Genomic DNA, 25,532 nt, shown 5'->3' with positions numbered 1-25,532 from the left:
GCCACACGGGGAACCGCGCCGTTGGATCACGTGCGGTCAGGCCTGCCGCGGCTCGGTGCTGTCGGGCACCACGTCGTTGACGGACACCGTGCTGCTGCTGCTGTCCGGCTTCGCGTCGTACGTCGGGGCCACCGCGCGCAGCGCCTCGTCCACATCGGTGCACATCGGGAGCTGTTCGTCCAGGCCGGTCGTGTTGAGCGGCCGCGTCACCAGCCGGCTCCGCGCCACCACCCGCCACGGCACCCCTCGGCAGGCCGCGTGGTGCATGGTGTGCACCAGCACGGCCAACCCCGACGACCCGAAGAAGGTCACCCCGTCCAGGTCGACCACCAGACCGGAACAGGCCTCCAGTTGCTCGGCCAGGCAGTCCCGCAGCGGCGGGGCGCCGAGCATGTCGATGTCTCCGCGGACGCGAACCAGGACCACGTTCCGCGGATCGCGGGCGATGTCGATGGTCACCGCCTGCGGACCGTAGTCGGAGTAGTCGGTCGCCGGGCCGGTGGCCTGCCCGGCCGCGTGCGGTGCCCCGGCCGGCGGAGGCATGTTGTGTCGCCAGGCGGAGTGCACGTTCACATCACGTACTGGCACGGCCTACTCCCTACGGTTGTCCTGAGTTTGGGCCGAGGAATGGCGGGCCAGTGGACGGGGCGAAGGCAAGGAGTCCGCACTCGCGCCTGACGTGGCTGGAGAGGTGGACTCCCGCCACGCGCAAGCTCACCTGGGTGCCGGCCAACAGCCGTTCCCCGGTGCGGCTGTCTGCTCAACCGCTGCTTCCTCACCGTACGGACGACACCCAGTGGGCACAAGCCCCCAGGAAGGGGGGTGCGGCGGGCCGGTTACCAGCACTGCTCGGTTTGTTCCCGGCGCCAGCGGGAAGGCAGAACCAGGAGCGCGGCAACGCCCCGATCAGGGGGCCCCGGACAAGGGAGGACCAACGTGGCCGTTCCGGCGATCGAACACGATGGTCAGCGACTGACCGACGAATTGCCGAGGCGACTGGCCGGGCGGCACCTGCGGGTGGCGGTGGTGGGTGACGCCATTGTGGACGGCTGGTTGTCCGGCCGGTGCCAACGCCTGTGCCGGGAAGCCCCGGCTCCGGTGGTGGACATCACCGAACGCAGCTTCACCCTCGGTGGCGCCGCCAACACCGCCGCCAACCTGGCCGCCCTGGGCGCGCGGGTGCGACTGGTCTCGGCGGTGGGCGCGGACCCGCCCGGCGAATCGCTGCTGCGCGAGGCGGAACAGGCCGATGTGGACACCACGGGCACCGTGGTCCACCCGGCACGCGCCACCGTGGCCAAGTACCGGGTGTGCGCGGGCGGCCAGGTGCTGCTGCGCTTCGACGAGGGTGTCGACCAGCCGCCCCTGGACCGGGCGGCCACCGCCGAGCTGGTGCGGCGGCTGCGGGAGGCCGTCGCCGACTGCGACGCCGTGCTGGTCTGCGACTACGGCACCGGCGTGCTGGGCGGTGCGGTGCGCGCGGCGTTGCGGCGGTTGCGGGAGCGGCTGCCGCTGCTGGTGGTGGACGCGCACGAACCGGGTGACTGGGCCGAGCTGGCACCGGATGTGGTCACGCCCAACGCCGAGGAGGCCGCCAGCGTGCTCGGCACCGCGATCGGCGGGGACAGCGCCCAGCGACTGGCCACTTTGGAGCGTCACCGCGACGACCTGTTCGCCGCCACCGGCGCCAGCACCGTGGTGGTCACCCTGGACCGGGACGGCGCGGCCCTGCTCAGCCGGGACCACCCGACCCACCGCACCTGGGCGCGTCCCGTCCCGGACCACCACACCGCCGGGGCCGGCGACACGTTCGTCGCCGCGCTGACCGTGGCCGCCGGCACCGGCCTGCCCCTGACCACCTCGGTGGAACTCGCGCAGGCCGCCGCGGACGTGGTGGTGCACCGCCCTGGCACGGCCGTGTGCGACACCGAGCAGCTCGCCCACCGGCTGGGCAGCTACCGGGACGCCCCCGTCGCACACGGGCAGCTGGCCGACCTGGTCGCCGAGCACCGCACGGCCGGCCGGCGCATCGTGTTCACCAACGGCTGCTTCGACGTGCTGCACCGGGGCCACGTGGCCTACCTCAACCAGGCCAAGCAGCTCGGCGACGTGCTGGTGGTGGCGGTCAACGACGACACCAGCGTGGCCCGGCTCAAGGGGCCGGACCGCCCGGTGAACACGGCCGCCGACCGGGCCGCGGTGCTGGCCGCGCTCAGCTGCGTGGACCACGTGACCGTGTTCGACGAGGACACCCCGGTCGACCTGCTGCGGCGGCTGCGGCCGGACGTCTACGCCAAGGGCGGCGACTACACCCCCGAGATGCTGCCGGAGACACCGGTGGTCCGGGAGTTCGGCGGCGAGGTGCGCATCCTCGACTACGTGCCCGACCACTCGACCTCGGCGGTGATCGACCGGATCCGCACCACCCCCGCGGCCGCGACCCCGGGGAGGACCCGATGAGCCGGCCGGACCCCGCCGACCGACACCCACACCGAGACCGGACGACCGAGATCGACGTGCTGGTGCCGACGCGGGGCCGGCCGGTGGAGCTGGCGACCACCCTGGCCGGGCTGGCCGGCCAGCGGGGGCCGGCGTTCCGCGTGGTGGTCAGCGACCAGTCCGACGGCCAGCCGAGCTACGCGACGCCGGCGGCCGAGACCATGGCCAGGGTCCTGCGCCACCAGGGCCGGCCCGTGGAGTTCCTGCGGCACCTGCCCCGGCGCGGGCTGGCCGAGCAGCGGCACTTCCTGCTCGGCCGGGCCCGGGCCGAGCACGTGCTGTTCCTGGACGACGACGTGTGGCTGGAGCCGGACGCGCTGGCCACGATGCACCGGGCCATCGGTGAACTGGGGTGCGGGCTGGTCGGCATGGCTGTCCAGGGACTGTCCTATCTGGACGATGTCCGTCCGCACGAGCTGGTGCCCTACGAGGAGTGGACCGGCCGGCCCGAGCCGGAGGTGCTGTCGGTGGACTCACCGGCCTGGCAGCGGATGACCCTGCACAACGCGGCCAACCCGACCCACCTGGCCGAGCGGCTGAACCTGGCTCCCGGCGAGTGGCGGGCCTACAAGATCGCGTGGGTGGGCGGGTGCGTGCTCTACGACCGGCAGGCCCTGGTGCGGGCCGGCGGGTTCGGCTTCTGGGCGGAACTGCCCGAGGAACACGCGGGTGAGGACGTGCTGGCCCAGTGGCGGGTGATGGCCAAGTACGGGGGAGCGGGCATCCTGCCCAGCGGCGCGGTGCACCTGGAGGCGCCCACCACGGTGGTCAACCGGGAGACCGAGGTCACCCGGGTGCTGCCGGTGTAGCCCCGGCCGGGAAATCGCGCCGGTTTTCCCCGGCCGCGCTTGTCCCGTGTCGAAAGTGGTCGTGGTGCACTCGTCCGGTCGCGGTGCGCAGTCCGGTCCGCGTGCGCCGGCACCCACAATCCGCCCCACGTGATTGTTCGATGTGCTGTTCGTGACGATTCGCGGACGGTGTGCGCGGGCCCGGGAGAATTGTCGGCGCGGTGTGCGGCAAAATACGCCGCCCCTGTTGTCGTGGATTACCGCGGTGGGCGCGCCGACAAAGTCGCGGCGCGCCCGTCTCGGGTCGGCGGCGCACTGCCGTTGGTGCCGACCGGAATTCGTTGCCGACGAAAAGGGGGACGTCGGGCGAAAAAGGGGACATCGGGCGAAAAGGCGGACGTCAGGCAAAGGGGGACGTCAACAGCTTGCGCCGCTGTCCAGGCCGAAATCCGACACCAGGCCGTCGACGATGACGAACCGGTAGCTCGCCGCCGGGTTGCCGGGCACCGGGGTCCGGTAGACGAAGTCCAGCACGCTGTCCCTGGTCAGTTCGGGGTAGGCGGCCCGCAGGTCGCTCAGGCTGGAGTGGTCCCGGCGGATTCCCTCCGGCGTGCGCATCTTCGAGGTCGCGCCGATGGCGGTGACCCCCTTGCTCGGCGAGATGAGCACGCCGCTGGCTCTGGGCATGCTGCCGACGCTGGGCACGAAGTAGTAGTAGTTGCACGAGCCGCCGTAGTTCTCCTTGCCGGTGAGCAGCCCGGTGGCCACCGCGGCGGCCTCGGGCATGCCCAGGGTGAGCGCCCGGTAGCCGTCCGGCCCGAGCACGCGGGGCTCCACCACCAGCAGCCCTGGCACCGCCTGCGCCGGCGCCGTGGTCAGCCCCAGCCCCAGCAGCATTGTCAACAACGGCAGCAGCATTCGTGTCAACGCCTTCTTCATCGGATATCCCCCTGGTGTTCGAAGTCTCACCGGGCAGGTGGATCGGATCGGGTCCGAACCAGTGACCAGTTGTCCAGGAAGACGTCTCGTGGCGCCGTGAGGTTGTCGCTCCGGTCGGATTTTTTCGCGGTCGGTCCGCGTCGGCCGCTGTTGTGCGGCGGTAACCGGAAAGAGTGTCGGCCGAACGGCGCACCGGGGATTACCTTTTCGTCAACCCGGTAACACCGGGGATGGTGTGTCCGATGAACTCGGCCGCGCGTACCGGAGAATGGGAAAGGCGGCGCCGAAGCGCCGCCTTTCGACCGAGCCGCCGGGCAGTGCGGCTCCTGGCTACTCCTGGTCGCCGGCCGGCTGGCCGGTCGCGCGGTGGTGCGGCTCCCGCCGGGGCGGCGGGCTGGCGTGCGGAACGTCGGGGTCGTCGTCGGCCGGGGGTTCCGGGTCGCGCCACTCCTCGATGCGGCTGGAGCGGTTGCCGCGCAGGGTGCCCTGGAGTTCGTGCTTGAGCTGGTCGTCCTCTCGGGGGTTGTGTTGGTCGCTTTCCCGTTGCATGGATCACTCCTCCCGGTTGTGCACCGGTGTGCGCCCCGGGACGGCCGGGGCGCGGCTACAGGTGGCGGAGCAGGACACCCACGTTGTCGCGCAGGTGGCCGACCGGGGTCTGCTCGTCACCCACCAGCAGGTCGCAGCCGGTCACCACGGCCGCCTTCGGCACCGCCTCGTCAGCCCGCTGTCGGCTGGTCGTCGTGCTGCCCACGAACCGCAGCGCCTCCTCGTTGATGGACACCTGGGCGGGGTCCGAGCCGACCCAGGTGGTCTGCTCGTTCAGCGTCAGGTCACCGATCAGCAGCACCTCGGCGTTGGCCTCGCGCAGGGCGGTGGTCACCCCGTCCAGCCCCTCGACGGCCTGGCCGCCGGGGCGTTCCAGTTCGGTGCGGAACCGGTCGATCACCTCCTGCTGCTGGAGGTGGCGGTGCCGGTTGACCAACTCGTCCACGGTGTTGTCCAGCGCGTCCGGATCGCCGCCGGCGGCCCGCTGGCCGACCTCCACCTCGACCGCGACCGAGCGGCAGTGCGTCGGCAGCGCGTCGTGCAGTTCTGACCGGGCCCGCACCTCGCCGGCGAGCACCAGCAGCGGGGCGTCCAGGCGCCGCACCAGTCGGTCGGTCTCCTCGGCCACCTCCTCGATGTTGTGCTTGACGACGTTCTCGGCGTGCTGCTGCATCCGGCGGTGCGCCCAGCCACCGCCCCGCACCTTGTGCACGGGGTGCTCGCGGCCGGACACGCTGGCCTCGGTCACGGTCTCGCCGTCGCGGTCCACGGCGAGCAGTTCCGCGCCGACCCGGTCGACCACCACGACCACGTGGGGCACCCCCTGGTTGCTCAGCCGGACCAGTGGCAGCAGGTAGGGCGCTGGCGAGTAGCGCGCCACCCGGGTCGGGGGCGGCACGGGCAGCCGCTCGTGCAGCAGCACCCGGTCACCCGCGCCGATCAGGGCTCGGCCGGCGCGGCCGACATCCGGCCCGGCCTCCTCGAGTTCGGTCTGCAAGGCGTCGAGAATTGCCGTTGAAGCGCCTTGGTTGGCCAATTCCTCACGCAGTGAGCGCCATTCCAGCGCGATGCGCTCCTCGGCGTCCTCGGTGTTGTGCGAGCTGTCGAAATACACCGACACGAACGGCCCGTCAGCCTCGACCACGTGCCGCAGGGGCGTTGTGTCCACGACAAATCCTCCTAGTGCCGCTGGCCAGGCCACCGGCCGACGAATTACCGGTTCTCGACCCGCCTGCGCAGCGTGAAGAAGTTGTTCGGCTCCTCCTCGGCGGGCTCCTGGTAGACGAACTCCAGGTTGTGCCGGTCGAACGCGTCCAGCCAGCGTTTCCAGGAGATCGGGTCGAGCTGTTCGCTGACGTTGCCGGGAAAGTCGAACCGCAACACCCGAACGTGGGGACCGTGGTCGCCCCCGGAGAGCGTGGCCGGGGCCGCGTCGCGCCGCTCGGCCCACTGCCGGATGGTCAGGTGATCAACCGTGGACAGGGTGATGCTGGGTCGACGGGACTTGCCAGCAACCGGCTTGGTGTTCTTGCCGCCGTCCGTGTGCTGTGGGTTCGCCACCGGTGGTCCTCCGTATCCGCTACGGGTGCTTCGGCCCTTAAGTACCCCGGAAAACCACTGGTCAATCGTTACTCTCGGTGATCATCGGCAGGTGTCGGGTCGCCCTGGCGGGCGCGCGGCGAACCGGTTTGCCCGAGGCGCGCGCGGGTAGTCAGGTACGCATGGTGAGCTTCGGTTATTTCTTGTCCTGTGAGGAGTTCGGACCCCGCGAACTGGTGCGCCAGGCCAAGATGGCCGAGCAGGCCGGCTTCGAACGCCTGTGGATCTCCGACCACTTCCACCCCTGGAACGACAGACAGGGCCAGTCGCCGTTCGTCTGGTCGGTCATCGGCGCGTTGTCCGAGGCGACCAGCCTGCCGCTGACCACCGCCGTCACCTGCCCGACCATGCGCATCCACCCTGCGGTGATCGCCCAGGCCGCGGCCACCGCCTCGGTGCAGCTGGACGGGCGGTTCGTGCTCGGCGTGGGCAGCGGCGAGGCGCTGAACGAACACATCTTCGGTGACCGGTGGCCACCCATCCGGGTGCGGCTGGCCATGCTCGAAGAGGCCGTGGAGGTCATCCGCGCGCTGCACCGCGGCGACGAGGTCGACTACCGCGGCGAGCACTACACCGTGGAGAACGCCCGGATCTACACCCTGCCCCCCGAACCGGTGCCCATCTACGTCTCCGGCTTCGGCCGGAAGTCGGCCACCCTGGCCGGGCGCATCGGCGACGGCTACATCTCGGTGATGCCCTCCCGCAGCCTGGTGCGCACCTTCCGGGAGGCGGGCGGCGGGGACCGGCCGGCCCAGGCCGGCTTCAAGGTCTGCCACGCGCCCACCGAGGAGGAGGGGGTGCGCCTGGCCCACCAGCTCTGGCCCAACGAGCAGCTGCCGGGTGAGCTGGCGCAGACCCTGCCCACCCCGCAGCACTTCGAGCAGGCGTCCAGCCTGGTCACGCCCGAGATGATCGGCTCGGCCGTGCCGTGCGGCCCCGACCCGGACAAGTACGTGACGACCATCCGGCAGTACCTGGACGCCGGCTACGACGAGATCTACCTCCAACAGATCGGTCCCCACCAGGACGAGTTCTTCCGGTTCTGGGCCGAGCGGCTGCGGCCGAACCTGCCCGAACCCGTCCTGGCGGGAGCGCAGGGAGCACGACGATGAGCAGCAACGACGACACGGACGTCCCCATCACGCCGCCCCAGGACACCGGCCTGCCCGACCAGGTCGAACGCGACCCGGCCGCGCTCAACAGCGCCGAGGACCTGGACGAGGACCGGCTGCGGCTGGACCCGCTGGAGGAGGGGCTGGACCCGCCGGAGCGGTGGTCGGAGGCGCAGCGCTACGGCACCACCGACTACGAGCAGAGCCACCGGGAGAGCCTGGAGCAGCGGTTGGCCGAGGAGGAGCCCGAGGTGACGGCGCCGCCCGAACCGCCGGACGAGACCAGCGGCGCGGACGAACTCGACGAGCCGGTGGACTCCGCCGCGTCCGTTGAGGACGTCGCCGACGTGACCGATGTGGACCCCAGCCTGCTGGACGTCCCACCGGAGCGGGCGAACGACGAGGCGATCCGGCGCGGTCAGGCCGCGGACGAGGGGGGATCAGTGGCCGAGGCCGCGCGCACCCCGGACGAACCCGAGTGAGGCGACCAGCCCGCCCAGCGCAGCCGACCACAGCGGACACCGGCCCACTGGCCCCGCCGCCGGACACCCGTGCCGACGGCGGGGCCTGCAGTGTCCGCATCGGACCGGAGAAGCGGGAACAACGGCGCCGAGGAGCGGCACGCTCCCGCGCGAAGTGGCTGGAAGCCAATTCCGAGCGCAAGGTTTCCGTGCCCATCGAGTGGGCAACACGTAGTCATAGCAGAGCTGGCCGCCTGGAGCGACTGGAACGTCGAGAGCGACTTGCGCCGACGGGGACGAGCTGGCTGGTTCCGACGACAGGCAGGGATGACTGACGTATGGCTGCTGACGGATGCGAGCGCTGGGTGCGGGGTACCACACGGCACCTGATCGACCTGGCCCGCCACGGGGACACCGACGGCGCGGCGCTGGCGTTGGCCGAACTGGTGAACGGCCCCGAGGCCGGGAAGTTCGTGCTGCGCACCGTGCTGGCCGAACTGACCAGCGCGAGCGCGCGGATGCTCTCCGCCGGCGCGGGCGGTGACCCCGAAGAGACAGCGTTCCGGGTTGAGATCCGGGGCGACGCGGACAACGTCGTGCCCATCGACGAACTGGACCCGCCGCTGCGCGCGGCGGTGCGGGCGCTGCTCGCCCAGCTCAACGGAAGCCCCGAGGACGCCGAGTACCAGTTGGATCTGACCTTCCGGGAGAAGGACCCGGTGGCCGCCATGACGGTACTGGTGCACGCGCTGCTGTGGACCGCGGACCTGTACGACTCCTGCGAGCAGGCCGGCGTCCCCACCCCGGAGTGGCTGCACGATGCCTCGGCCAGGTGAGTCGCGCCGGACCACCCGGCCGGACCGGGGTGACTCGCGGTGAGCGCGCACTCCGGCACCGCCACCCGGACGGCGGCGGGTGCCGAGCCGTACGTGCCGGAGCACGCCGATCTGGCCGAGCTGCGCGCGGCCGTGCAGGCCTGTCGCGGCTGCCCGCTCTACCAGGGCAGCACCCAGGCGGTGTTCGGGGCCGGGCCGGCGGACGCCCGGGTGCTGCTGGTCGGCGAGCAACCCGGTGACCAGGAGGACCGGCGCGGCCAGCCGTTCGTCGGCCCGGCCGGGCGGCTGCTCGACCGCGCGCTCGCCGAGGCCGGCATCGACCGGGCCGAGGTGTACCTGACCAACGCGGTCAAGCACTTCAAGTTCGAGCGCGCCGAGCGGGGCAAGCGGCGCATCCACAAGCGGCCCAGCCGGGGCGAGGTGCTGGCCTGCCAACCCTGGCTGCTGGCCGAACTGCGCGAGATCCGCCCCGAACTGGTGGTCTGTCTGGGCGCCACCGCGGCGCAGGCGGTCCTAGGTTCCTCCTTCCGGGTGACCCAGCACCGGGGTGAACTCGTCGCGCTGCCGCAGCGACTGCGCTGGGCGGACGCGGACGACACGGCACCCACCCCGAGGGTGACGGCGACGGTGCACCCGTCGTCGGTGCTGCGTGACCCCGACCGCGACGACGCGTACCAGGCCTTCCGCGCCGACCTGCGCGCGGTGGCCGCCGCACTGCGGCCACGACGGCGACCGTGACCCGAGTGGCGCGGGGTCGGCCGGCCGGCCGCGCCGGTGGTCAGCCGGACGCTTCGCGCTGTTCGTCGGCGGCCGGTTCGCCCATGTCGTGCAACACCTCGTAGGGCGGAATCCAGCCCCGGTCCACCAGCAGCTGGTACAGCGCGACCAGCGCCTGGCGCACGGTGGGCGAACTCGCCCCGGGGGTGGAGGCCGGGCCGTAGGCGTCCACCAGCTGGTGTGCCGCCGCGATGAGCGCGGGATCGGCGGTGAGCCGGGGCTGGGGCTCCGCGGCACCGGCCCGTGCCGCGGCCCTGGGCGGTTCCGCGCTGGACAGCCGCTCCAGCAGCCGGTCGGTGTGCCCGGCGGTGGAGTGCTCCCCGGCCAGTTGGACGATCAGCTGCGCGACGTGGTGCAGCTTGGTGTTGTGTTGCTGGGAAAGCCGGACCAGGAGCCGAAACGCGGTGTCTGGCGAGCACTGGTGCAGGACCGTCAGCACACCCATGGCCTGTTCGATCCTGGCCCTGGTGCGCATGGCGCGGCGCAGCCCGGCCAGTTCGGCTTCCAGACGAGCGACCCGACCGCGCAACTCCTCCGGCGGTGAGCCGTCCCCACTGCCCGTTGTCAGCACCTTGTCATCCATCCGATTCTCGAACTGCCGTGCCTGGGTCTGTGCCGAGTCAGCACGGTGTGGCGACGATCGTCAGCTCATCCGGGCACCGGCGGTGCGTCGTCCGATTCAGGGCAACCTGATGCACTGCGGCTCCTCTCACGTGAAGATGGATGTGAGGAGCGAGCCAGGGCAGCGGGAGCGGGCACCGCAGCTGGAGGGCTGCTGGCCAGGCAACACGCGGCCGTGCTTCCCACATCCGGGAGTGTGTGGTCGGAGCGGAACACGACCGACCGACCCAGCGTGTTGCGGCTGCTTGCTCAACCGCTAACGCGCAACTGTAAAGATCCGCACGGAGCGGGTACAACTCGGGGTGATCTCGCCTGGCAGCGGCCCCACCACCGTCCTGTCGGACCGCCTCAGCAGGCCTGGCGCGAATCCCCGCCCACGTCGTCGTCCGGTGCGGTGGCGGCGCCCACCCCGGAGTGGCGCAGCTCGTCCAGCAGCCGCCGGGCCGGCAGCAGCAGGGTGCTGCGCGCCGTGGCCGACTCGGGCCGCTGGGACCGCAGCCGACTCAGCCGGGTCAACCGCTCCTGGCTGGTGGCCAGCAGGTCGTGCAGGTCGTGCTCGTCGCCCCGGGCAGCGCTGGGCAGTTGTTCGACCGCGTCGGCCAGACCGGTGAGCAGCCGCGCGTACGCGGCCGTCCAGGCCGGGTCCGGCCGGACGGTGGGCAGCTCACCCCGGGCCAGGCTGCCCAGTGCGATGCTCGCCTCGTGCAGGTGCGGGCCGGCGGCCCGCAGCGTGGCCAGGGCGTGGTCGTAGCGGGTCATGCTGCGCTGGTGCGGCCGGCCCTGGCGGAAGTTCCACCGGTTGCCCTCCCAGCCCCAGCCCAGCGCCTGGTCGGCCGCGCGCACCAGGCCGTCCACCCGCCGACTGCCGTGCACCAGTGCGGCCACCCGCTCCTCGCTGATGTGCCCGCCGACCGCGTCGGCGGCCTGGCGCAGCAGGTCCGCCACCTGGTCGGCCAACTCCTGCAGGGACTGCCGCACGTGGTCGAGGTAGACCGGCGGCAGCACCAGCGCGTTGACCGCGACGCCCACGGCCGCGCCCAGCGCCGTCTCCTGCAGGCGGTCCAGCAGCAGCACCTCCTGGGTGGCGGTGCCCCAGGTCAGCAGCAGGACCGCGGTGAGCGCCACCCAGGAGCCGTTGTCACCGAACCGGCGCCACCGGCCGAGCAGGGTGCCCACCAGCACGGCCACCACGAGTGCGAGCAGTTGGTCGGGCAGCAGGTGCTGGGCCGCGGCGGCCAGCACCACGCCCGCCGCGACCGCGGCGATCTGCTGCACGGAGTTGGTCACCGAGCGGTAGACGGTCCAGTGGACCAGGAACACCGCCGAGTACGGGGCGAGGAACGGTTGGGGCAGGTGCAGCCAGCGGTCCGCGATCAGCCACGCGACCAGTGCGGCCACCGCCGACTTGACCGCCTGCACCAGGTACCGCCGCTCGGGGCCGGGCCGGCGCACGGCCGTGGCCAACCAGCGCGGTGCCGCGGTAACCGCGGTGCTGAGGTGATCGCGGATCCGCTGCCGGTGCGGCGCGGATCTGTGTGCCTGGTCGGAAATGGGCACCCCCTGGGTCGGTGGGCGGGTCTGGACGGGGTCGGGGTGCCTGGCCGGGGCCATCGGACCGGGGCGGAGTGCTTCGGGAGGCTGGGTGCCTCGGGAGGCTGGGCCGCACTCGCCGACCGCGTCACCGGTGCTGCTACCCAGGGCGGGCGGCGCAGAAACCGTTAGTTGATCTAATAATTTCAGTGTCAATCGAAGTTTCTGGGGTGTGCGGCTGGCCGCACCGCACGGGGTGGCTCAGTCCACCGACTCGGGCCGCAGCTCCGCCGCCGGTGCCGCCTCAGCTGTCGGTGCCGCCTCGGCCGGATCCTCGGCGTCAATGGGCTCCTCGGCGTCAGTGGGCTGCTCGGCGCCGGTGGGCCGCGGAGCCAGGTAGACCACGCCGGAGTCCAGGTCGAGCGGGCCCGGCTGGAAGCCCTGGCCGGTGCCCTTGGTCTCCTGGTTCTCCTTGCGCAGCTTGTTGCCGGGGAACAACGCGCCAAACGATCCCATGACCCCCACCGTACGTGGCCTCCGCTGATCGGTCGCCGATCGAGCGCGGTACCGATCGGCCGTCGAGCGAGTGCGGAAGTGGGTGGTGGCGCGGATGACAGGATGCGGGCAGGTGGGGGTACCGGCTGGACCGCGAGGAGGAGCTGCTGATGGATGGGAGCACCGACGTGCTGCCCGAGGACGCGGACCGGGCCACGCTGGTGGCCAGGGTGTTCGACCCGGAGGTGGGTGGCCCGTGCGTGGCCGCGGTGCGGGGGTCGGACGTGGTCGATCTGACCGAGCGGGTGCCCACCGTGGCGGACCTGCTCGACGAGACAGATCCGGTGGCCATCGTCCGACACGCGCCGGGTGGTCAGCGCTGGCCGCTGGCCGAGCTGGTCGAGCACACCCTGGCCGGCCGCACCGACCGGCCCCACCTGCTCGCCCCGTGCGACCTCCAGGTGATCAGGGCGTGCGGTGTGACGTTCAGCAGCAGCCTGCTGGAGCGGGTCATCGAGGAACAGGCCCGAGGCAACCCCGCGCTGGCCGCCGGCATCCGGCAGCGGCTGGTGGACGTGGTGGGGGAGAGCCTGCGCGGCGTCCGGCCCGGCTCGCCCGAGGCGGCCAGGGTGAAGGAACTGCTGGTGGCCGAGGGGTTGTGGTCGCAGTACCTGGAGGTCGGCCTGGGCCCGGACCCGGAGGTGTTCACCAAGGCGCCGGTGCTGGCCTCGGTCGGCCTCGGCGCGCCCATCGGCGTGCGGCGCGGCTCCACCTGGAACAACCCCGAGCCGGAGGTGGTGTTGGCGGTCAACGCCGCCGGTGCGGTGCGCGGCGCCACCCTGGGCAACGACGTCAACCTGCGCGACGTCGAGGGGCGGAGCGCGCTGCTGCTGCCGATGGCCAAGGACAACAACGCCTCCTGCGCCATCGGGCCGCTGCTGCGGCTGCGCGACGACACCTTCGGCCTGGCCGACATCCGGCAGCTGACCGTCTCGCTCACCGTGACCGGGCGGGACGGGTTCGTGCTCACCGGGTCGAGTTCGATGCGGGAGATCAGCCGGGACCCGCTGGACCTGGTCGCGCACACCGTGGGCGCCGACCACCAGTACCCGGACGGGATCTTCCTGTTCACCGGGACCCTGTTCGCGCCGACCCAGGACCGCGACGGCGCGGGTGAGGGCTTCACCCACCACGAGGGCGACGTGGTGCGCATCTCCTCGCCCCGGCTGGGCACGCTGCAGAACGAGGTCACCTTCTGCGACCAGGCCCCGCCGTGGACGACGGGCCTGCGGGCGTTCATGCGCAACCTCGCCGCGCGGGGCCTGCTGCGCGAACGCTGACCGCCACCGCCATCACCCGCTACCGCCACCGCCCGCCACCCACCACCGCCGCCACCCGCACCCGCCCGCGCGTTGCCCGGCGGCGCGGCTTGAAACCCCGCCGCCGGCGCGTGCCGGGTGGCGCCCGCCACACGTCCGGTTTGGCTGTGCTCCAAACGGGGTAGGACCCCCGACGCGCACAGCGAGAAGGGATGTTCATGGACGGGCACCACCAGCGAGAACAGGGCGGCGCGGTCGCCGAGGCGGACGAGGCGACGGTGCGCCGGGCGGTGACCGGCGCGGCCCTGGGCAACGCCATGGAGTGGTTCGACTTCGCGGTCTACAGCTACCTGATCACCAGCATCACCGCGGCGATCTTCCCGGAGTTCGATCCCACCGTGCGGCTGCTGTCCGGGTTCGCGGTGCTCGCGGTGCCGTTCGTGGTGCGTCCCTTCGGTGGCATCGTGCTCGGTCCGCTGGGTGACCGGTTCGGCCGCAAGCGGGTGCTGGCCACCACGATCCTGCTGATGTCGGGCTCCACCGTGGCCATCGGGCTGATCCCCAGCTACGCCACGATCGGGGTGGCCGCGCCGATCCTGCTGGTGCTGGCCCGCCTGGTGCAGGGCTTCTCCACGGGCGGCGAGTACGGCGGCGCCGCCACGTTCATGGCCGAGTACTCCCCGACCAGGCGGCGGGGCTTCTTCGGCAGCTTCCTGGAGTTCGGCACGCTGGGCGGGTACGTGCTCGGCGCCGGGCTGGCCACGGTCTTCCAGCTCACCCTGTCCGAGCAGGACATGGTCTCCTGGGGCTGGCGGATCCCGTTCCTGCTGGCCGCGCCGCTCGGCCTGATCGGGTTCTACCTGCGCAACCGGCTGGACGACACCCCGGCGTTCCAGCAGTGCGAGCAGGCCGGCGCGGTCACCTCGGCGCCGTTCAAGGAGGTCATCGCCAACAACTGGCGGCAGATCCTCAACCTGATGGGCATCGTGGTGCTGCTCAACGTGGCCGACTACACGCTGCTCACCTACATGCCCACGTACCTGACCCAGGTGCTGGACATCGACGCCACCGAGGCGCTGTTGCTGATCATCGGGGTGATGGTGGTGCTGATGCTGTGCATGGCTCCGGTGGGCGCGCTGTCCGACCGGATCGGCCGCAAGCCGCTGCTGATCACCGCGGCCGTGGGGTTCCTGGTGCTGAGCTACCCGGCGATCACCGTGATCGGCACGGGCGGCGTGCTCGGGGTGGCCGGCGGGCTGCTCGTCCTGGGCCTGCTGCTGTTGTGCATCCTGGCCACCATCGGCTCCACGTTCCCGGCGATGTTCGCCACCCGCAACCGCTACGGCGCCTTCTCGATCGGCTACAGCGTGTCGACCGCGCTGTTCGGTGGCACCGCCCCGTTCGTGATCACCGCGTTGATCGCGAGCACCGGCTCCACCACCGTCCCGGCCTACTACCTGATGGGCGCGGCGGTGGTGGCGATCATCCCGATCCTGGTCATGCCGGAGACCGCCCAGGTGCCCATCCACACGCACCCGACGGTCGTGCCCGGCACCAACCGGCGGGTGCCGGTGACGGCCCGCTGACCCGTGGCCGCCCGTCCGGCCACACCGGACCGCATCGCTATTCGTCGGATGTCTGTGCTGTGGTGCGGGTGGTCGCACCAGCTCGGGCGAATGGCCCACTCGACAGTGCCGAGGTCAGCCCTGGTCTTGTGGCACCGGCGCAACCTGCCTAACCTCCCGATCACGAGAAGACATCGGGTCACTGCGCGCGGTGACGTGATGCGGTGACGTGCTGCGTCGGGGCGGGAGGACAGATGGCGGGCTCGCGTGGACTGGCGGTGGTGCTGGGCGTGGCCGTGGCACTGGGCACGGCGGTGGCACCGCCCGGCGCACTGGCCGACGACCAGGCCGAGGAGCGCGGCCGGCACGGTCCGCTGACCCTCTGGTACGACGAACCGGCCACGGACTGGGAGTCCCAGGCGCTGCCGCTGGGCAACGGCGCCCTGGGCGCGACCTTCCTGGGCGCCCCCGGCGGTGAGCGGCTGCAGTTCAACGAGAAGACCCTGTGGACCGGTGGGCCGGGCTCGCGCGAGGGTTACACCCACGGCAACTGGACGCGGCCCCGGCCCGGCGCGCTCGACTCGGTGCGCCAGCAGTTGGCCGCGGTCACCCGGCTGGACCCGCGGGCCGTGGCCGACCAGCTGGGCCAGCCCAAGCAGGGCTACGGCGCCTACCAGGACTTCGGCGAGCTGGCGCTGGACCCGCTCACCGCGCCGGGGGAGGTGACCGGCTACGAGCGCGCCCTGGACATCGGCCGCGCGGTCGGCTCGGTGTCCTACGTCGCGGACGGCACCCACTACCTGCGCGAGTACTTCGCCTCGGCGGCGCACGGGGTGGTCGTGGCCAGGCTGTCCGCGCGCGAGCGGGGCCGGATCGGCTTCACCGCCCGGGTCAGCGTGCCGGACAACCGCTCGGTGACCAGCACCGCGGCCAACGGGCGGATCACCATCCGCGGCGCGCTCAGCGACAACGGCCTGCGCTACGAGGCGCAGGTGCAGGTGCGCGCCGAGGGCGGCAGCCGGGTGGACAACCCGGACGGCTCGGTCACCGTGACCGGTGCCGACGCGGCCGTGCTGGTGCTCGGCGCCGGCACCGACTACGCCGACACCTACCCGGACTACCGGGGCGCCGACCCGCACCAGCGGGTGACCCGCGTGGTCGACCGGGCGGCCGGCACGCCCTACCCGGCGCTGCTGGCGGCGCACCAGCGCGACTACCGGGCGCTGTTCGACCGGGTGCGGCTGGACGTGGGGCAGCGCATGCCCGACCAGCCCACCGACGCGCTGCTGGCCGCCTACACCGACGGCACCAGCGCGGCCGACCGGGCGCTGGAGGCGCTGTACTTCCAGTACGGCCGCTACCTGCTGATCAGCTCGTCGCGGGCCGGTTCGCTGCCGGCCAACCTGCAGGGAGTGTGGAACAACTCGACCACGCCGCCGTGGAGCGGGGACTACCACACCAACATCAACCTGCAGATGAACTACTGGCCGGCCGAGGTCACCAACCTGACCGAGACCACCGGACCGCTGTTCGACTTCGTCGACGCGCTGCGCGAGCCGGGCCGGGTCACCGCGCGGCAGCTGTTCGACAGCCCGGGCTGGGTGGTCAACAACGAGACCAACCCGTTCGGGTTCACCGGGGTGCACGACTGGCCGACGGCGTTCTGGTTCCCGGAGGCCGGGGCGTGGCTGGCCCAGCAGTACTACGACCACTACCGGTTCACCAGGGACGAGCGGTTCCTGCGCGAGCGGGCCTACCCGGTGCTCAGGGAACTGACCGAGTTCTGGCTGGACCAGTTGCGGGTGGATCCTCGGGACGGATCGCTGGTGGTGACGCCGAGCTTCTCCCCGGAGCACGGCGACTTCTCCTCGGGCGCGGCCATGTCCCAGCAGATCGTCTGGGACCTGCTCACCAACACCGTCGAGGCGGCGGAGGCGGTCGGCGAGGACGCCGCGTTCCTCGACCGGGTGCGCGACACCCTGAGCCGGCTGGACCCGGGCACCCGGATCGGCTCCTGGGGGCAGTTGCAGGAGTGGAAGCAGGACTGGGACGACCCGGCCGACGACCACCGGCACGTCTCGCACCTGTTCGGCCTGCACCCGGGGCGGCAGATCGCCCCGGGCAGCACCCCGGAACTGGCCAGGGCGGCCGAGGTGTCGCTCACCGCGCGCGGTGACGGCGGCACCGGGTGGAGCAAGGCGTGGAAGATCAACTTCTGGGCGCGGCTGCTGGACGGCGACCACGCCCACCGGATGCTGGCCGAGCAGCTGAGGACCAGCACCCTGGCCAACCTGTGGGACACCCACCCGCCGTTCCAGATCGACGGCAACTTCGGGGCCACCGCGGGCGTGGCCGAGCTGCTGGTGCAGAGCCAGCACACCGAGGTGCACCTGCTGCCGGCGCTGCCGGCCAGCTGGCCGAGGGGCTCGGTCGCCGGGCTGCGCGCCCGGGGCGATGTCACGGTCGGCGCCAGCTGGGCGGCCGGCCGGGCCACCCAGTACACCCTCACCACCGGCCACGACGGACCGCTCACCGTGCGCGGCACCCTGTTCCAGGGGGACTTCGCCCTGGTGGACGTGACCACCGGGGCCCGGGTGCCGGTCAGCCGGGACGCCGACCGCGTCACCTTCACCGCCCGCGCCGGCCACCACTACCTGGCCGTCGCGCGGTGAGTAAGCAACCCGGTCAGCCGGGCGTGGTCTCGCCGCCGAGTGCGGCGATGACCTCACCGGTGTAGTACGACGACAGCTGGTCGGCGGCCAGGAACACGTAGGTCGGCGCCAGCTCGTCGGGGTGGGCCGCCCGGCCCATGGGCACGTTCTGGCCGAACTTCTCCACCCGCTCGGCCGGGAAGGTGGCCGGGATCAGCGGTGTCCACACCGGACCAGGTGCCACGCAGTTGACCCGGATGCCCCGGTCCACCAGTGCCTGGGCCATGGAGTAGGTCCAGGCGATCACCGCGCCCTTGGTGGCGGAGTAGTCGATCAGCGTCTTGTTGCCGCGCAACCCGTTGACCGAGGCGGTGTTGATGATGGCGCTGCCACCGGGCAGGTAGGGCAGGGCGGCCGAGGTGACCCGGAAGAAGCTGTGGATGTTCACGTCGAAGGTGCGCAGCCACTGCTCCTCGGTCAGCTCGTCCGGCGAGTTCACCGGGTTCTGCGTGGCCACGTTGTTCACCAGCAGGTCCAGCCCGCCCAGGTCGCGCGTGGTCCGCTCGACCACCTCACGGCAGTGGCCGGCCTCGGCCAGGTCCCCGGGCAGGGTCAGGCAGCGCTGGCCGGTCGCCTCGACGAGTTCGGCGGTGTGCCTGGCGTCCTCGTGCTCCTCCAGGTAGGCGATGGCCACGTCGGCGCCCTCCTTGGCGAAGGCCACGGCCACCGCACGGCCGATGCCCGAGTCGCCGCCGGTGACCAGGGCACGCCGGCCGCGCAGCAGGTCGCGCCCGACGTAGTCGGCCATGGAGTCGCGGGGCTCGGGGCGCATCTGCCCGGTCGTGCCCGGCGGCTGCTGTTCCTGCGGCGGCAACTGCGAGTCGGTCATCTACCCACTCCCTGGCGACGAGATCCGGTTGACGTGCGGGGCCGTGCCCCGCTGGATCCCCGGGTATCCGCGAGTGGGTGGGGTGAAACCGGGCCGGTGATCACCGGAGCCGGACGCGGCGTCGGCGGACCGGCCACGGGCGGGCTGGCGCCCCTGGCCGGTGGACGCCAGCGTCCGTCACCGGTGGCGACGACTCGTCACGGACGGGGCTGGCGACGACTCGTCACGGCACGGGGCGTCACAGGCTGTTGGACCCCCGGCCGCCGGGGCCCCGGCCCCGCCGCCGCAGGTACCGCTCGAACTCGGCGGCGATGGCGTCCCCGCTGGCCTCGGTGATCTGGATCTCCGCGTCGCCGCGTTCCTCCAGCGCCCGGACGTAGTTGCGGACGTCCTCGTCCTCCTCGGCCATCTCGCTGACGGTGCGCTCCCAGTCCTCGGCCTGCTCGGGCAGCGCGCCGAGGGGAACCTCGATGTCGAGCACCTCTTCAACCCGGTGGAGCAGGGCCAGCGTCGCCTTGGGCGACGGCGGCTGGGACACGTAGTGCGGCACCGCCGCCCAGAACGAGATGGCCGGCACCCCGGCCTGCACGCAGGCGTCCTGGAACACCCCGACAATGCCGGTCGGCCCCTCGTAGCGGGACCGCTCCAGCCCGTACTTGGCGGCCGAGTTGGTGTCGTAGGCGGTGCCGCTGACCGGCACCGGGCGGGTGTGCGGGGTGTCCATCAGCAGCGCCCCCAGCGTCACCACGGTGGTGATGCCCAGCTGCTGGACGTAGTCGACGAGTTCGTCGCTGAACTTCCGCCACCGCATGTTCGGCTCGATGCCGTGCACCAGCACCACATCCGTGGACGAGCCGGGCGGCCGGCACACCGACAACCGGGTGGTGGGCCAGACAACCCGACGCGTCACCCCGTCCACCATGCGGACTGTGGGCCTGGTCACCTGGAAGTCGTAGTAGTCGTCCGGGTCCAGTTCCGCCAGTGGCGTCGCGTCCCATGTGAGCTGCAGGTGCTCGATCGCGGTGCTGGCCGCGTCGCCAGCGTCGTTCCAGCCCTCGAACGCCGCCACCATGATCGCGTTGGTGAGGGGCTTCTCGGTGGTGGGCGGGCCCTTGCGGCCCAGGTCCGGATCGGTCACTGGATCAGCCTACGACCAATCGGTCAGCCTCATGACCGTAGGCTTTGGGGCATGTCGGATCGTGCCGGACCGCCACCCCCGGCAGCCCCGCGCACCCGGGTCCCCGGCCCGGCCGGCGCGGTGCGGCCGACGCCGAGGTCGGCTGCCAGGTCACCCGACGATTCCGCCGGTCCGGTGGGGTGTGCCAGGGCCGGCGCCGGCGCCCGGCCCGGTGTGCCGCGCGCCCGTCCCCACGGTCGTGCCCTGGTCGGCGCCGACGCCGGGGAAACTAACACCTTCGGCGCGGACCTGGCCAACCTGGGTGAACACGGCGTCGCCGACCGTGGCCGGGAACCGTCGGCGGCCGGGGCCGGCGACGCGCCCGCCCGCCACCATCCCGGGGGTGGGCACCACCGCGGGGGTGGGCGCGCCCGCACCTGACGCCGCCCGCGCGCGCCGCCGGGCGGTGGCCGGGCCGCGGCGGCACGGACAATGCCGGTGCCGGAGTGCCCGGCTGCCCCGACCAACCCGGTGCCGTGCGCGGTGCCGTGACCGAGAGGAGTTCCCGTGGAGCGACCGTCCGCGCTGGACGGCCACACCCGACTGCCGGCCGCTGTGCTGTGGGACATGGACGGCACGCTGGTCGACTCGGAGAAGCTGTGGGACATCGCACTGCACGATCTGGCCGCCCACCTGGGGGGCACGCTGTCCAGTGCGGCCAGGAAGGCCATGATCGGCGCGAACATGTCGGCCACCCTGGTCCTGCTGTTCGCCGACCTGGGGCTGCCCGCCGAGCCGGACGCGCTGGCCAGGGCCGGTGACTGGCTGCGGCAGCGCACCGCCGAGCTGTTCCGGGGCCAGCTGCCGTGGCGGCCGGGCGCGGAGCGGGCGCTGCGCGCGGTGCGGGCGGCCGGGCTGCCCACCGCCCTGGTGACCTCCACCGAGCGGGCGCTCACCGAGATCGCCCTGGACCGCATCGGCCGGGAGTTCTTCGACGTGACCGTGTGCGGTGACGAGGTGGACGGCCGGAACAAGCCGCACCCCGAGCCCTACCTCAGGGCGGCGCGGCTGCTGGGGGTGCGTCCGGACGACTGCGTGGCGGTGGAGGACTCGCCCACCGGGACCCAGGCCGCGGTCGCGGCCGGGGCGACCGTGCTGGTGGTGCCGTGCGAGGTGGACGTGCCCCCGGGGGAGCGCCGGGTGATCCGGGAGTCACTGGTCGGTCTGGACGTGGCTGAACTGGGTCGACTGCTGACCGCCGAGGCCGCGTGAGCCGGGCCGGGTCGCCGCCCGGATCGTGTGACGAGCGAACCGAATGCGAGGATCGATCCGTGAAGACGTTCGACGAGCTGTTCGCTGAACTGAGCGAACGGGCCCGAACCCGACCGGCGGGTTCGGGCACCGTTGCCGCGCTGGACGCCGGCGTGCACGCGCAGGGCAAGAAGGTGCTTGAGGAAGCCGGCGAGGTGTGGATCGCCGCGGAGCATGAGTCCGACGAACGGCTGGCCGAAGAGGTCTCCCAGCTCCTCTACCGGGTCCAGGTACTCATGCTCGGCCGCGGGCTGAGCCTCGACGACATCTACCGCTACCTGTGACCGACCAGGGGAGACCAACCATGTTGCGCGTGGCCGTGCCGAACAAGGGTGCCCTGGCCCAGCCGGCGTCCCTGATGCTGTCCGAGGCCGGGTACCGGCAGCGGAACGAGCAGCGCGACCTCACCGTCTACGACTCGGCCAACAACGTCGAGTTCTTCTTCCTGCGGCCCAAGGACATCGCGATCTACGTGGGCTCGGGCGAGCTGGACCTCGGCATCACCGGCCGGGACCTGGCGCTGGACTCGGGCGCTCCGGTGGCGGAGCGGCTGTCCCTCGGCTTCGGCGGCTCCACGTTCCGCTACGCGGCCCCGGTCGGCCAGGACTGGACCGTGGCCGACCTGCACGGCAAGCGGCTGGCCACCAGCTACCCCAAGCTGGTGCGGGCCGACCTCGAACGGCGGGGCATCGAGGCCACGGTGATCCGGCTGGACGGCGCGGTGGAGATCTCCATCCAGCTCGGCGTTGCCGACGCCATCGCGGACGTGGTGGGGTCCGGCCGCACGCTGCGCCAGCACAGCCTGGCCGCGTTCGGCGACCCGATCTGCACGTCCGAGGCGGTGCTGATCGAGCAGCGGGACTCGGCGGACTCACCGGCCAAGGCGCAGCTGGCCGCCCGGCTGCAGGGCGTGGTGTACGCGCAGAACTACCTGATGCTGGACTACGACTGCCCGCGGGTCCTGCTGGAGCAGGCCATCGCCATCACCCCGGGCGTGGAGTCACCCACGGTGGCGCCGCTGGCCGACCCCGAGTGGGTGGCGGTGCGGGCGATGGTGCCCCGCGCCGACGCCAACCAGATCATGGACCAGCTCGCCGCGCTGGGCGCCAAGGCCGTGCTCGCCTCCGACATCCGCTTCTGCCGGCTCTGATCGCACGGGGGACCCGTCCCCAGTCGGCCTCCGCCCGGCCAGTCACCCGCCCGGCCAGTCACCCGCCCGGCCAGTCACCCGCCCAGCCGGCGGCCTGCTCAGCCGGCCGCCGGGTCGGCGGCTGGCTGGCGCTGGTCGCGGGGTCGGACGAGCAGCGCCTGGGCACTGCGGCCGACCGGCCCCGCGCTGTCGTGCAGCACGCTCGTCGCCAGGCCGACACCCCCGGGGCCGATCTCGGTGCGCGCGTCCAGGCCGATCCACTCGCCCACCGGCTGGCGGTACAGGTGCACGGTCAGCTCGGTGTTGATGAACAGCCAGTGGCGGATGTCCAGTCGGCTGGACACCCCGCTGGCCGAGTCGGCCAGGCTGAACAGCGACTCCAGCGGGCTCGGCTGCTCGCCGTCCACCAGGGCGACCAGCGGCCGGCCCCAGACCGTGGCCTGGCCGCCCTGCAGCCGGCCGGCCAGGCCACGCCACTCCACCGCCTGCAGGTAGCCGTCACCCCAGCCCTCGCCGGGGGACGGCACGGCGGTGGCGGTGTCCAGCGGGGCCAGCGCCGGTGGCTGGCCACCCGCCACGGCCGTGGTGTCGGTGCCGGTCATCCGCCACGCCCGCGCCCGCACCGCCACCCGGTCGGCCGAGGACAGCTCGGCGCACAGCAGCTCCACCGAGCGGCCGGGCCGCTCCAGCCACGCCCGCACCCGCACCTCGGCCACGGGCACCGGCCCCAGGATGTCGAAGGCCACCCGGGCCAGCGCGGTGTCCGGCCGGGGCGAGCAGCGCAGCAGCTCGCGCACCAGCAGGGCGGAGGGCGGCCCCAGGTGCTGGCTGTGCGCCGACCACGGTCCGGCCGTGTGCCGGGTGGACCGGTACCTGCCCTCACCCAGTGGCTGGTAGAACGCGCCACCCATGGTCGACCTCCTGCGCGGATGCGGATGCTCGACCGGATATTACTCGCCGGTAACCAGAGGGGGTAGCAGCCGGTCCGCCCGGCTGGCCGACGCGCTCAGTCGGCCCGGTCCAACGCGGTCTCCTGGCCCGCGTCCGGCTCCGGCCAGCCCGGGTAGGGCGGCGGCGTGCCGCCGAAGGCCGGGCACAGCGCCCGGTGGTCGCAGTAGTCGCACAACCGGCTGGGGTTGGGGCGGAAGTCGCCGGTGCGGCCGGCCCGCAGGATGGCGTCCCAGATGGCCTCCAGGGTGCGCTCGAACCGCCGCAGCTCGGCCTCGTCCGGTGTGTAGGCCAGGTCCTGGCCGTCGGCCAGGTACATCAGCCGCAGCTGACGCGGCACCACACCGCGCAGCCGCCACAGCACCAGCGCGTAGAACTTCATCTGGAACAGCGCCTTGCCCTCGCCGATCTGCCTTGGCGCCGCTCCGGTCTTGTAGTCGACCACCCGGATCTCCCCGGTGGGGGCCACGTCCAGCCGGTCGACGTAGCCGCGCAGCAGCACCCCGGAGGCCAGTTCGGACTCGACCAGCAGCTCCCGCGCCTCCGGCTCCAGCCGGCGCGGGTCCTCCAGCGCGAAGTACCCGTCGATCAGCTTGTTCGACGAGAGCAGCCACTCGGCGACCTCCTCGTCGGGGGCGCCGTCGAACAGGCCGGCCAGCTCCGGCCGCTCCGCCCTGACCCGCTGCCAGGCCGGCTCCACCAGGGCGCGGGCCCGCTCCGGCACCCGCTCCTGGGCGGGCAGGTCGAACAGCTCCTCCAGCACCGCGTGCAGCACGATGCCCCGCACCTGGGCCTTGGTCGGCTTCTCCGGCAGGCGGTCCACCGCGCGGAAGCGGTAGAGCAGCGGACACTGCTTGAAGTCACCCGCCCTGGACGGCGACAGCGCCGGCCGCCACCCGGACCGGCCGCCACCCGATGCCCTGGGCGCCGCCACCGAGCCAGCGCCACCGGCCGTGGCACCGTCCCCGGCGCCGGGAGCGGGAGTGGGCGCAGCCGCCTTGACCGTTTCCGACATGGCTCGACACGATAGGCCAGCCCCCCGACAGTCCCGGGACGGCCGTGCTGCCGCGCGTGTCCCGTCGCTGGTCGGGCGGCCGGTCAGGGCCGGTCATCGCCGGATCAGGGGAGCCTCGGCGGCCGGCGCATCACCCACGCCCCACACGTCTCGGCCTAGGCTCTGGGTGTGGCTGCCACGACCGCTTGGAGGCAGCAGGCCGACCGGGACGGTGGCCTGCTGCTGTTCCGCGCCGCCGGGGTGCCGGTGGTGCTCGCGCCGTCCTGGTGGCTCGGCTCGATCGTGGTCACCGTGTTCTACACACCCCTGGTCAGCCGGCTGATCCCGGACATCGAGCCGGGCGCGGCCATGGTGCTGGCCGGCACGTTCGCCGTGCTGCTCGGGCTGTCGGTGCTGGCCCACGAACTCGGCCACTGCCTGGTCGCGCTGCGGCTGGGCCTGCCCGTCCGGCGGCTGCGGCTGTTCCTGCTCGGCGGCATCTCCGAGGTGGCGAGGACGCCGGGCAGGCCGGGCCACGAGGGGCTGGTCGCGGCGGCCGGGCCGGCCGTGTCCGTGGGGCTGGCCGCGATCTTCGGCCTGGCCGCGTTCGCGCCGCTGCCCTACACCGCGGTCTGGCTGCTGGTGGCCCAGACCGCGGTGGCCAACGCGGCGGTGGCCGTGTTCAACCTGCTGCCCGGCCTGCCGCTGGACGGCGGGCGCATCCTGCGCGCCGGCGTGTGGGCGCTGTCCGGCCGGCGCTCCGCCGGCACCCGGGCCGCGGTGGTCGGCGGCGGCGCGGTGGCCGTGGTGCTCATGGTCTGGGCACTGGCCGGGGTGCTGGCCGGCAGTGAGGACCGCTGGCTGCGGCTGGGCGTGTGCGCGCTCACCGCGTGGTTCGTGGTGGCCGGGGCCCGCGGCGAACTCGCGGCCGAGCAGCGGCGCAGCTGGCCGGTCGAGCTGAACCTGACCGAGCTGGTCCGCCCGGTGCTGCAGCTGCCGGCGGAGAGCCCGGTGGCCGACGCGCTGTTCGCCTCGGCCGGGCGCGGCGTGGTGCTGGTGCGCGCCGACGGCGTGGCCGCCGGGCTGCTCGACCAGCCCGCCGCGCAGCGGCTGGCCGAGGCCGCGCCCCGCTCACCCGCCGAGCAGGCCGCCGAGCCGATCCTGCCCGAGGCGGTGCTGCTGGACAGCGAGCCGGGGGAGGAGGTCGTCGAACGGGTGCGGGCCACCACCGCCAGGCAGTTCCTGGTGGTCGACCCGGACGGCCGGCCCTGCGGCGTGCTGCGCCGGGAGGACGTGCGCGCCGCACTGGCCGCCCGACGCGCCTGACCGCGACCGACGCCAGGCCGCGGCGGACACGCGGCTGACCGCGTTCGACACGCGGC

The 25,532-nt window shown here is 72.8% G+C and carries 25 protein-coding genes; 13 read left to right on the top strand and 12 right to left on the bottom strand.

Translation table 11 applies throughout. The annotated features are described in order from the left end of the window. Window positions 1-36: 36 nt before the first annotated feature. Window positions 37-588, bottom strand: a complete 552-nt coding sequence (locus LX83_RS02900; protein ID WP_253766637.1) for an STAS domain-containing protein — start codon at window positions 586-588, stop codon at window positions 37-39. Between the two features lie 348 nt (window positions 589-936). On the opposite strand from LX83_RS02900, the gene rfaE2 reads away from it, so the two are divergent. Together rfaE2 and LX83_RS02890 are read left to right on the top strand one after the other, a co-directional pair. Then, a complete protein-coding gene (gene rfaE2 / locus LX83_RS02895; RefSeq protein WP_253766635.1) occupies window positions 937-2,460 on the top strand; it encodes a D-glycero-beta-D-manno-heptose 1-phosphate adenylyltransferase in 1,524 nt (507 codons plus the stop codon). After that, complete coding sequence (locus LX83_RS02890; protein ID WP_253766633.1) at window positions 2,457-3,308, top strand: glycosyltransferase family 2 protein; 852 nt, start codon at window positions 2,457-2,459, stop codon at window positions 3,306-3,308. The genes rfaE2 and LX83_RS02890 overlap by 4 nt, the downstream gene beginning before the upstream one ends. A gap of 396 nt (window positions 3,309-3,704) precedes the next feature. Here the strand turns inward: LX83_RS02890 and LX83_RS02885 are convergent, their stop codons facing one another. The 4 genes from LX83_RS02885 to LX83_RS02870 form a co-directional block, all read right to left on the bottom strand. After that, window positions 3,705-4,226 carry a hypothetical protein gene (locus tag LX83_RS02885; protein ID WP_253766631.1) on the bottom strand — a complete coding sequence of 174 codons (522 nt, stop codon included), beginning with the start codon at window positions 4,224-4,226 and terminating at the stop codon, window positions 3,705-3,707. A gap of 330 nt (window positions 4,227-4,556) precedes the next feature. Further along, window positions 4,557-4,775: a hypothetical protein gene (locus LX83_RS02880; protein WP_253766629.1), complete on the bottom strand. Its 219-nt coding sequence runs from the start codon at window positions 4,773-4,775 to the stop codon at window positions 4,557-4,559. Window positions 4,776-4,830: 55 nt separating this feature from the next. Then, window positions 4,831-5,943: an Rv2629 family ribosome hibernation factor gene (locus tag LX83_RS02875; protein ID WP_253766627.1), complete on the bottom strand. Its 1,113-nt coding sequence runs from the start codon at window positions 5,941-5,943 to the stop codon at window positions 4,831-4,833. A 44-nt stretch (window positions 5,944-5,987) separates the two neighbouring features. Then, window positions 5,988-6,335 carry a hypothetical protein gene (locus LX83_RS02870; protein WP_253766625.1) on the bottom strand — a complete coding sequence of 116 codons (348 nt, stop codon included), beginning with the start codon at window positions 6,333-6,335 and terminating at the stop codon, window positions 5,988-5,990. Window positions 6,336-6,496: 161 nt separating this feature from the next. Between LX83_RS02870 and LX83_RS02865 the strand changes: the two genes are divergently transcribed. From LX83_RS02865 to LX83_RS02850, 4 genes are all read left to right on the top strand, one after another. Further along, the gene (locus LX83_RS02865; protein ID WP_253766623.1) at window positions 6,497-7,486 is read left to right on the top strand and encodes an LLM class F420-dependent oxidoreductase; all 990 of its coding nucleotides are present in this window, start codon (window positions 6,497-6,499) and stop codon (window positions 7,484-7,486) included. After that, window positions 7,483-7,968, top strand: a complete 486-nt coding sequence (locus LX83_RS02860) for a hypothetical protein (protein WP_253766621.1) — start codon at window positions 7,483-7,485, stop codon at window positions 7,966-7,968. Before LX83_RS02865 ends, LX83_RS02860 begins: the two co-directional genes overlap by 4 nt. A 344-nt stretch (window positions 7,969-8,312) precedes the next feature. Next, a complete protein-coding gene (locus LX83_RS02855; RefSeq protein ID WP_253766619.1) occupies window positions 8,313-8,783 on the top strand; it encodes a hypothetical protein in 471 nt (156 codons plus the stop codon). A gap of 39 nt (window positions 8,784-8,822) precedes the next feature. After that, window positions 8,823-9,521 carry a UdgX family uracil-DNA binding protein gene (locus LX83_RS02850; RefSeq protein ID WP_253766617.1) on the top strand — a complete coding sequence of 233 codons (699 nt, stop codon included), beginning with the start codon at window positions 8,823-8,825 and terminating at the stop codon, window positions 9,519-9,521. A 40-nt stretch (window positions 9,522-9,561) separates the two neighbouring features. Here LX83_RS02850 and LX83_RS37635 read toward each other — a convergent pair whose 3' ends face one another. The 3 genes from LX83_RS37635 to LX83_RS02835 form a co-directional block, all read right to left on the bottom strand. After that, window positions 9,562-10,143: an ANTAR domain-containing protein gene (locus tag LX83_RS37635; RefSeq protein WP_301327413.1), complete on the bottom strand. Its 582-nt coding sequence runs from the start codon at window positions 10,141-10,143 to the stop codon at window positions 9,562-9,564. Between the two features lie 386 nt (window positions 10,144-10,529). Then, window positions 10,530-11,738, bottom strand: a complete 1,209-nt coding sequence (locus tag LX83_RS02840; RefSeq protein WP_253766615.1) for an FUSC family protein — start codon at window positions 11,736-11,738, stop codon at window positions 10,530-10,532. Window positions 11,739-11,972: 234 nt separating this feature from the next. After that, window positions 11,973-12,227, bottom strand: a complete 255-nt coding sequence (locus LX83_RS02835; protein ID WP_253766613.1) for a hypothetical protein — start codon at window positions 12,225-12,227, stop codon at window positions 11,973-11,975. A 149-nt stretch (window positions 12,228-12,376) separates the two neighbouring features. Between LX83_RS02835 and LX83_RS02830 the strand changes: the two genes are divergently transcribed. From LX83_RS02830 to LX83_RS02820, 3 genes are all read left to right on the top strand, one after another. Beyond that, window positions 12,377-13,546 (top strand): fumarylacetoacetate hydrolase family protein, encoded by a 1,170-nt coding sequence (locus LX83_RS02830; protein ID WP_253766611.1) that lies wholly within the window; start codon window positions 12,377-12,379, stop codon window positions 13,544-13,546. Window positions 13,547-13,743: 197 nt separating this feature from the next. After that, entirely contained in the window at window positions 13,744-15,111 is a 1,368-nt protein-coding gene (locus LX83_RS02825; protein WP_253766609.1) for an MFS transporter, read from the top strand. A 233-nt stretch (window positions 15,112-15,344) separates the two neighbouring features. Then, window positions 15,345-17,762 carry a glycoside hydrolase family 95 protein gene (locus LX83_RS02820; RefSeq protein WP_253766607.1) on the top strand — a complete coding sequence of 806 codons (2,418 nt, stop codon included), beginning with the start codon at window positions 15,345-15,347 and terminating at the stop codon, window positions 17,760-17,762. A 13-nt stretch (window positions 17,763-17,775) separates the two neighbouring features. Here LX83_RS02820 and LX83_RS02815 read toward each other — a convergent pair whose 3' ends face one another. Beyond that, the gene (locus LX83_RS02815) at window positions 17,776-18,630 is read right to left on the bottom strand and encodes an SDR family oxidoreductase (protein WP_253766605.1); all 855 of its coding nucleotides are present in this window, start codon (window positions 18,628-18,630) and stop codon (window positions 17,776-17,778) included. A gap of 238 nt (window positions 18,631-18,868) precedes the next feature. Then, the gene (locus LX83_RS02810) at window positions 18,869-19,768 is read right to left on the bottom strand and encodes a PAC2 family protein (protein ID WP_407649459.1); all 900 of its coding nucleotides are present in this window, start codon (window positions 19,766-19,768) and stop codon (window positions 18,869-18,871) included. A 546-nt stretch (window positions 19,769-20,314) separates the two neighbouring features. Here LX83_RS02810 and LX83_RS02805 point away from each other — a divergent pair. The 3 genes from LX83_RS02805 to hisG are packed head-to-tail and all read left to right on the top strand — an operon-like array spanning window position 20,315 to window position 22,208. Next, entirely contained in the window at window positions 20,315-21,019 is a 705-nt protein-coding gene (locus LX83_RS02805; RefSeq protein WP_308203897.1) for an HAD family hydrolase, read from the top strand. A gap of 59 nt (window positions 21,020-21,078) precedes the next feature. Next, a complete protein-coding gene (locus tag LX83_RS02800; RefSeq protein ID WP_253766603.1) occupies window positions 21,079-21,342 on the top strand; it encodes a phosphoribosyl-ATP diphosphatase in 264 nt (87 codons plus the stop codon). 20 nt (window positions 21,343-21,362) lie between these two features. Further along, the gene (hisG, locus tag LX83_RS02795; protein WP_253766600.1) at window positions 21,363-22,208 is read left to right on the top strand and encodes an ATP phosphoribosyltransferase; all 846 of its coding nucleotides are present in this window, start codon (window positions 21,363-21,365) and stop codon (window positions 22,206-22,208) included. A 98-nt stretch (window positions 22,209-22,306) separates the two neighbouring features. On the opposite strand, the gene LX83_RS02790 is transcribed toward hisG, so the two are convergent. Both LX83_RS02790 and LX83_RS02785 read right to left on the bottom strand, forming a co-directional pair. Then, window positions 22,307-23,119: a thioesterase family protein gene (locus tag LX83_RS02790; protein ID WP_253766598.1), complete on the bottom strand. Its 813-nt coding sequence runs from the start codon at window positions 23,117-23,119 to the stop codon at window positions 22,307-22,309. Between the two features lie 95 nt (window positions 23,120-23,214). Further along, complete coding sequence (locus LX83_RS02785; RefSeq protein ID WP_253766596.1) at window positions 23,215-24,171, bottom strand: RecB family exonuclease; 957 nt, start codon at window positions 24,169-24,171, stop codon at window positions 23,215-23,217. Between the two features lie 168 nt (window positions 24,172-24,339). On the opposite strand from LX83_RS02785, the gene LX83_RS02780 reads away from it, so the two are divergent. Next, the gene (locus LX83_RS02780) at window positions 24,340-25,476 is read left to right on the top strand and encodes a site-2 protease family protein (protein ID WP_253766594.1); all 1,137 of its coding nucleotides are present in this window, start codon (window positions 24,340-24,342) and stop codon (window positions 25,474-25,476) included. Window positions 25,477-25,532 lie beyond the last annotated feature (56 nt).

The sequence above is a fragment of the Goodfellowiella coeruleoviolacea genome, assembly GCF_024171785.1.
GTDB classification, from domain to species: Bacteria; Actinomycetota; Actinomycetes; order Mycobacteriales; family Pseudonocardiaceae; genus Goodfellowiella; species Goodfellowiella coeruleoviolacea.
This window is presented reverse-complemented; position numbering and strand designations above follow the sequence as displayed.

Bases quoted from the DNA above. Each gene is read 5' to 3' on its own strand.
- LX83_RS02890 (WP_253766633.1), top strand. From the start codon at position 2,457: ATGAGCCGGCCGGACCCCGCCGACCGACACCCACACCGAGACCGGACG.
- LX83_RS02885 (WP_253766631.1), bottom strand. From the start codon at position 4,226: ATGAAGAAGGCGTTGACACGAATGCTGCTGCCGTTGTTGACAATGCTG.
- LX83_RS02880 (WP_253766629.1), bottom strand. From the start codon at position 4,775: ATGCAACGGGAAAGCGACCAACACAACCCCCGAGAGGACGACCAGCTC.
- LX83_RS02865 (WP_253766623.1), top strand. From the start codon at position 6,497: ATGGTGAGCTTCGGTTATTTCTTGTCCTGTGAGGAGTTCGGACCCCGC.
- LX83_RS02860 (WP_253766621.1), top strand. From the start codon at position 7,483: ATGAGCAGCAACGACGACACGGACGTCCCCATCACGCCGCCCCAGGAC.
- LX83_RS37635 (WP_301327413.1), bottom strand. From the start codon at position 10,143: ATGGATGACAAGGTGCTGACAACGGGCAGTGGGGACGGCTCACCGCCG.
- LX83_RS02835 (WP_253766613.1), bottom strand. From the start codon at position 12,227: ATGGGATCGTTTGGCGCGTTGTTCCCCGGCAACAAGCTGCGCAAGGAG.
- LX83_RS02830 (WP_253766611.1), top strand. From the start codon at position 12,377: ATGGATGGGAGCACCGACGTGCTGCCCGAGGACGCGGACCGGGCCACG.
- LX83_RS02825 (WP_253766609.1), top strand. From the start codon at position 13,744: ATGGACGGGCACCACCAGCGAGAACAGGGCGGCGCGGTCGCCGAGGCG.
- LX83_RS02820 (WP_253766607.1), top strand. From the start codon at position 15,345: ATGGCGGGCTCGCGTGGACTGGCGGTGGTGCTGGGCGTGGCCGTGGCA.
- LX83_RS02815 (WP_253766605.1), bottom strand. From the start codon at position 18,630: ATGACCGACTCGCAGTTGCCGCCGCAGGAACAGCAGCCGCCGGGCACG.
- hisG (WP_253766600.1), top strand. From the start codon at position 21,363: ATGTTGCGCGTGGCCGTGCCGAACAAGGGTGCCCTGGCCCAGCCGGCG.
- LX83_RS02790 (WP_253766598.1), bottom strand. From the start codon at position 23,119: ATGGGTGGCGCGTTCTACCAGCCACTGGGTGAGGGCAGGTACCGGTCC.
- LX83_RS02785 (WP_253766596.1), bottom strand. From the start codon at position 24,171: ATGTCGGAAACGGTCAAGGCGGCTGCGCCCACTCCCGCTCCCGGCGCC.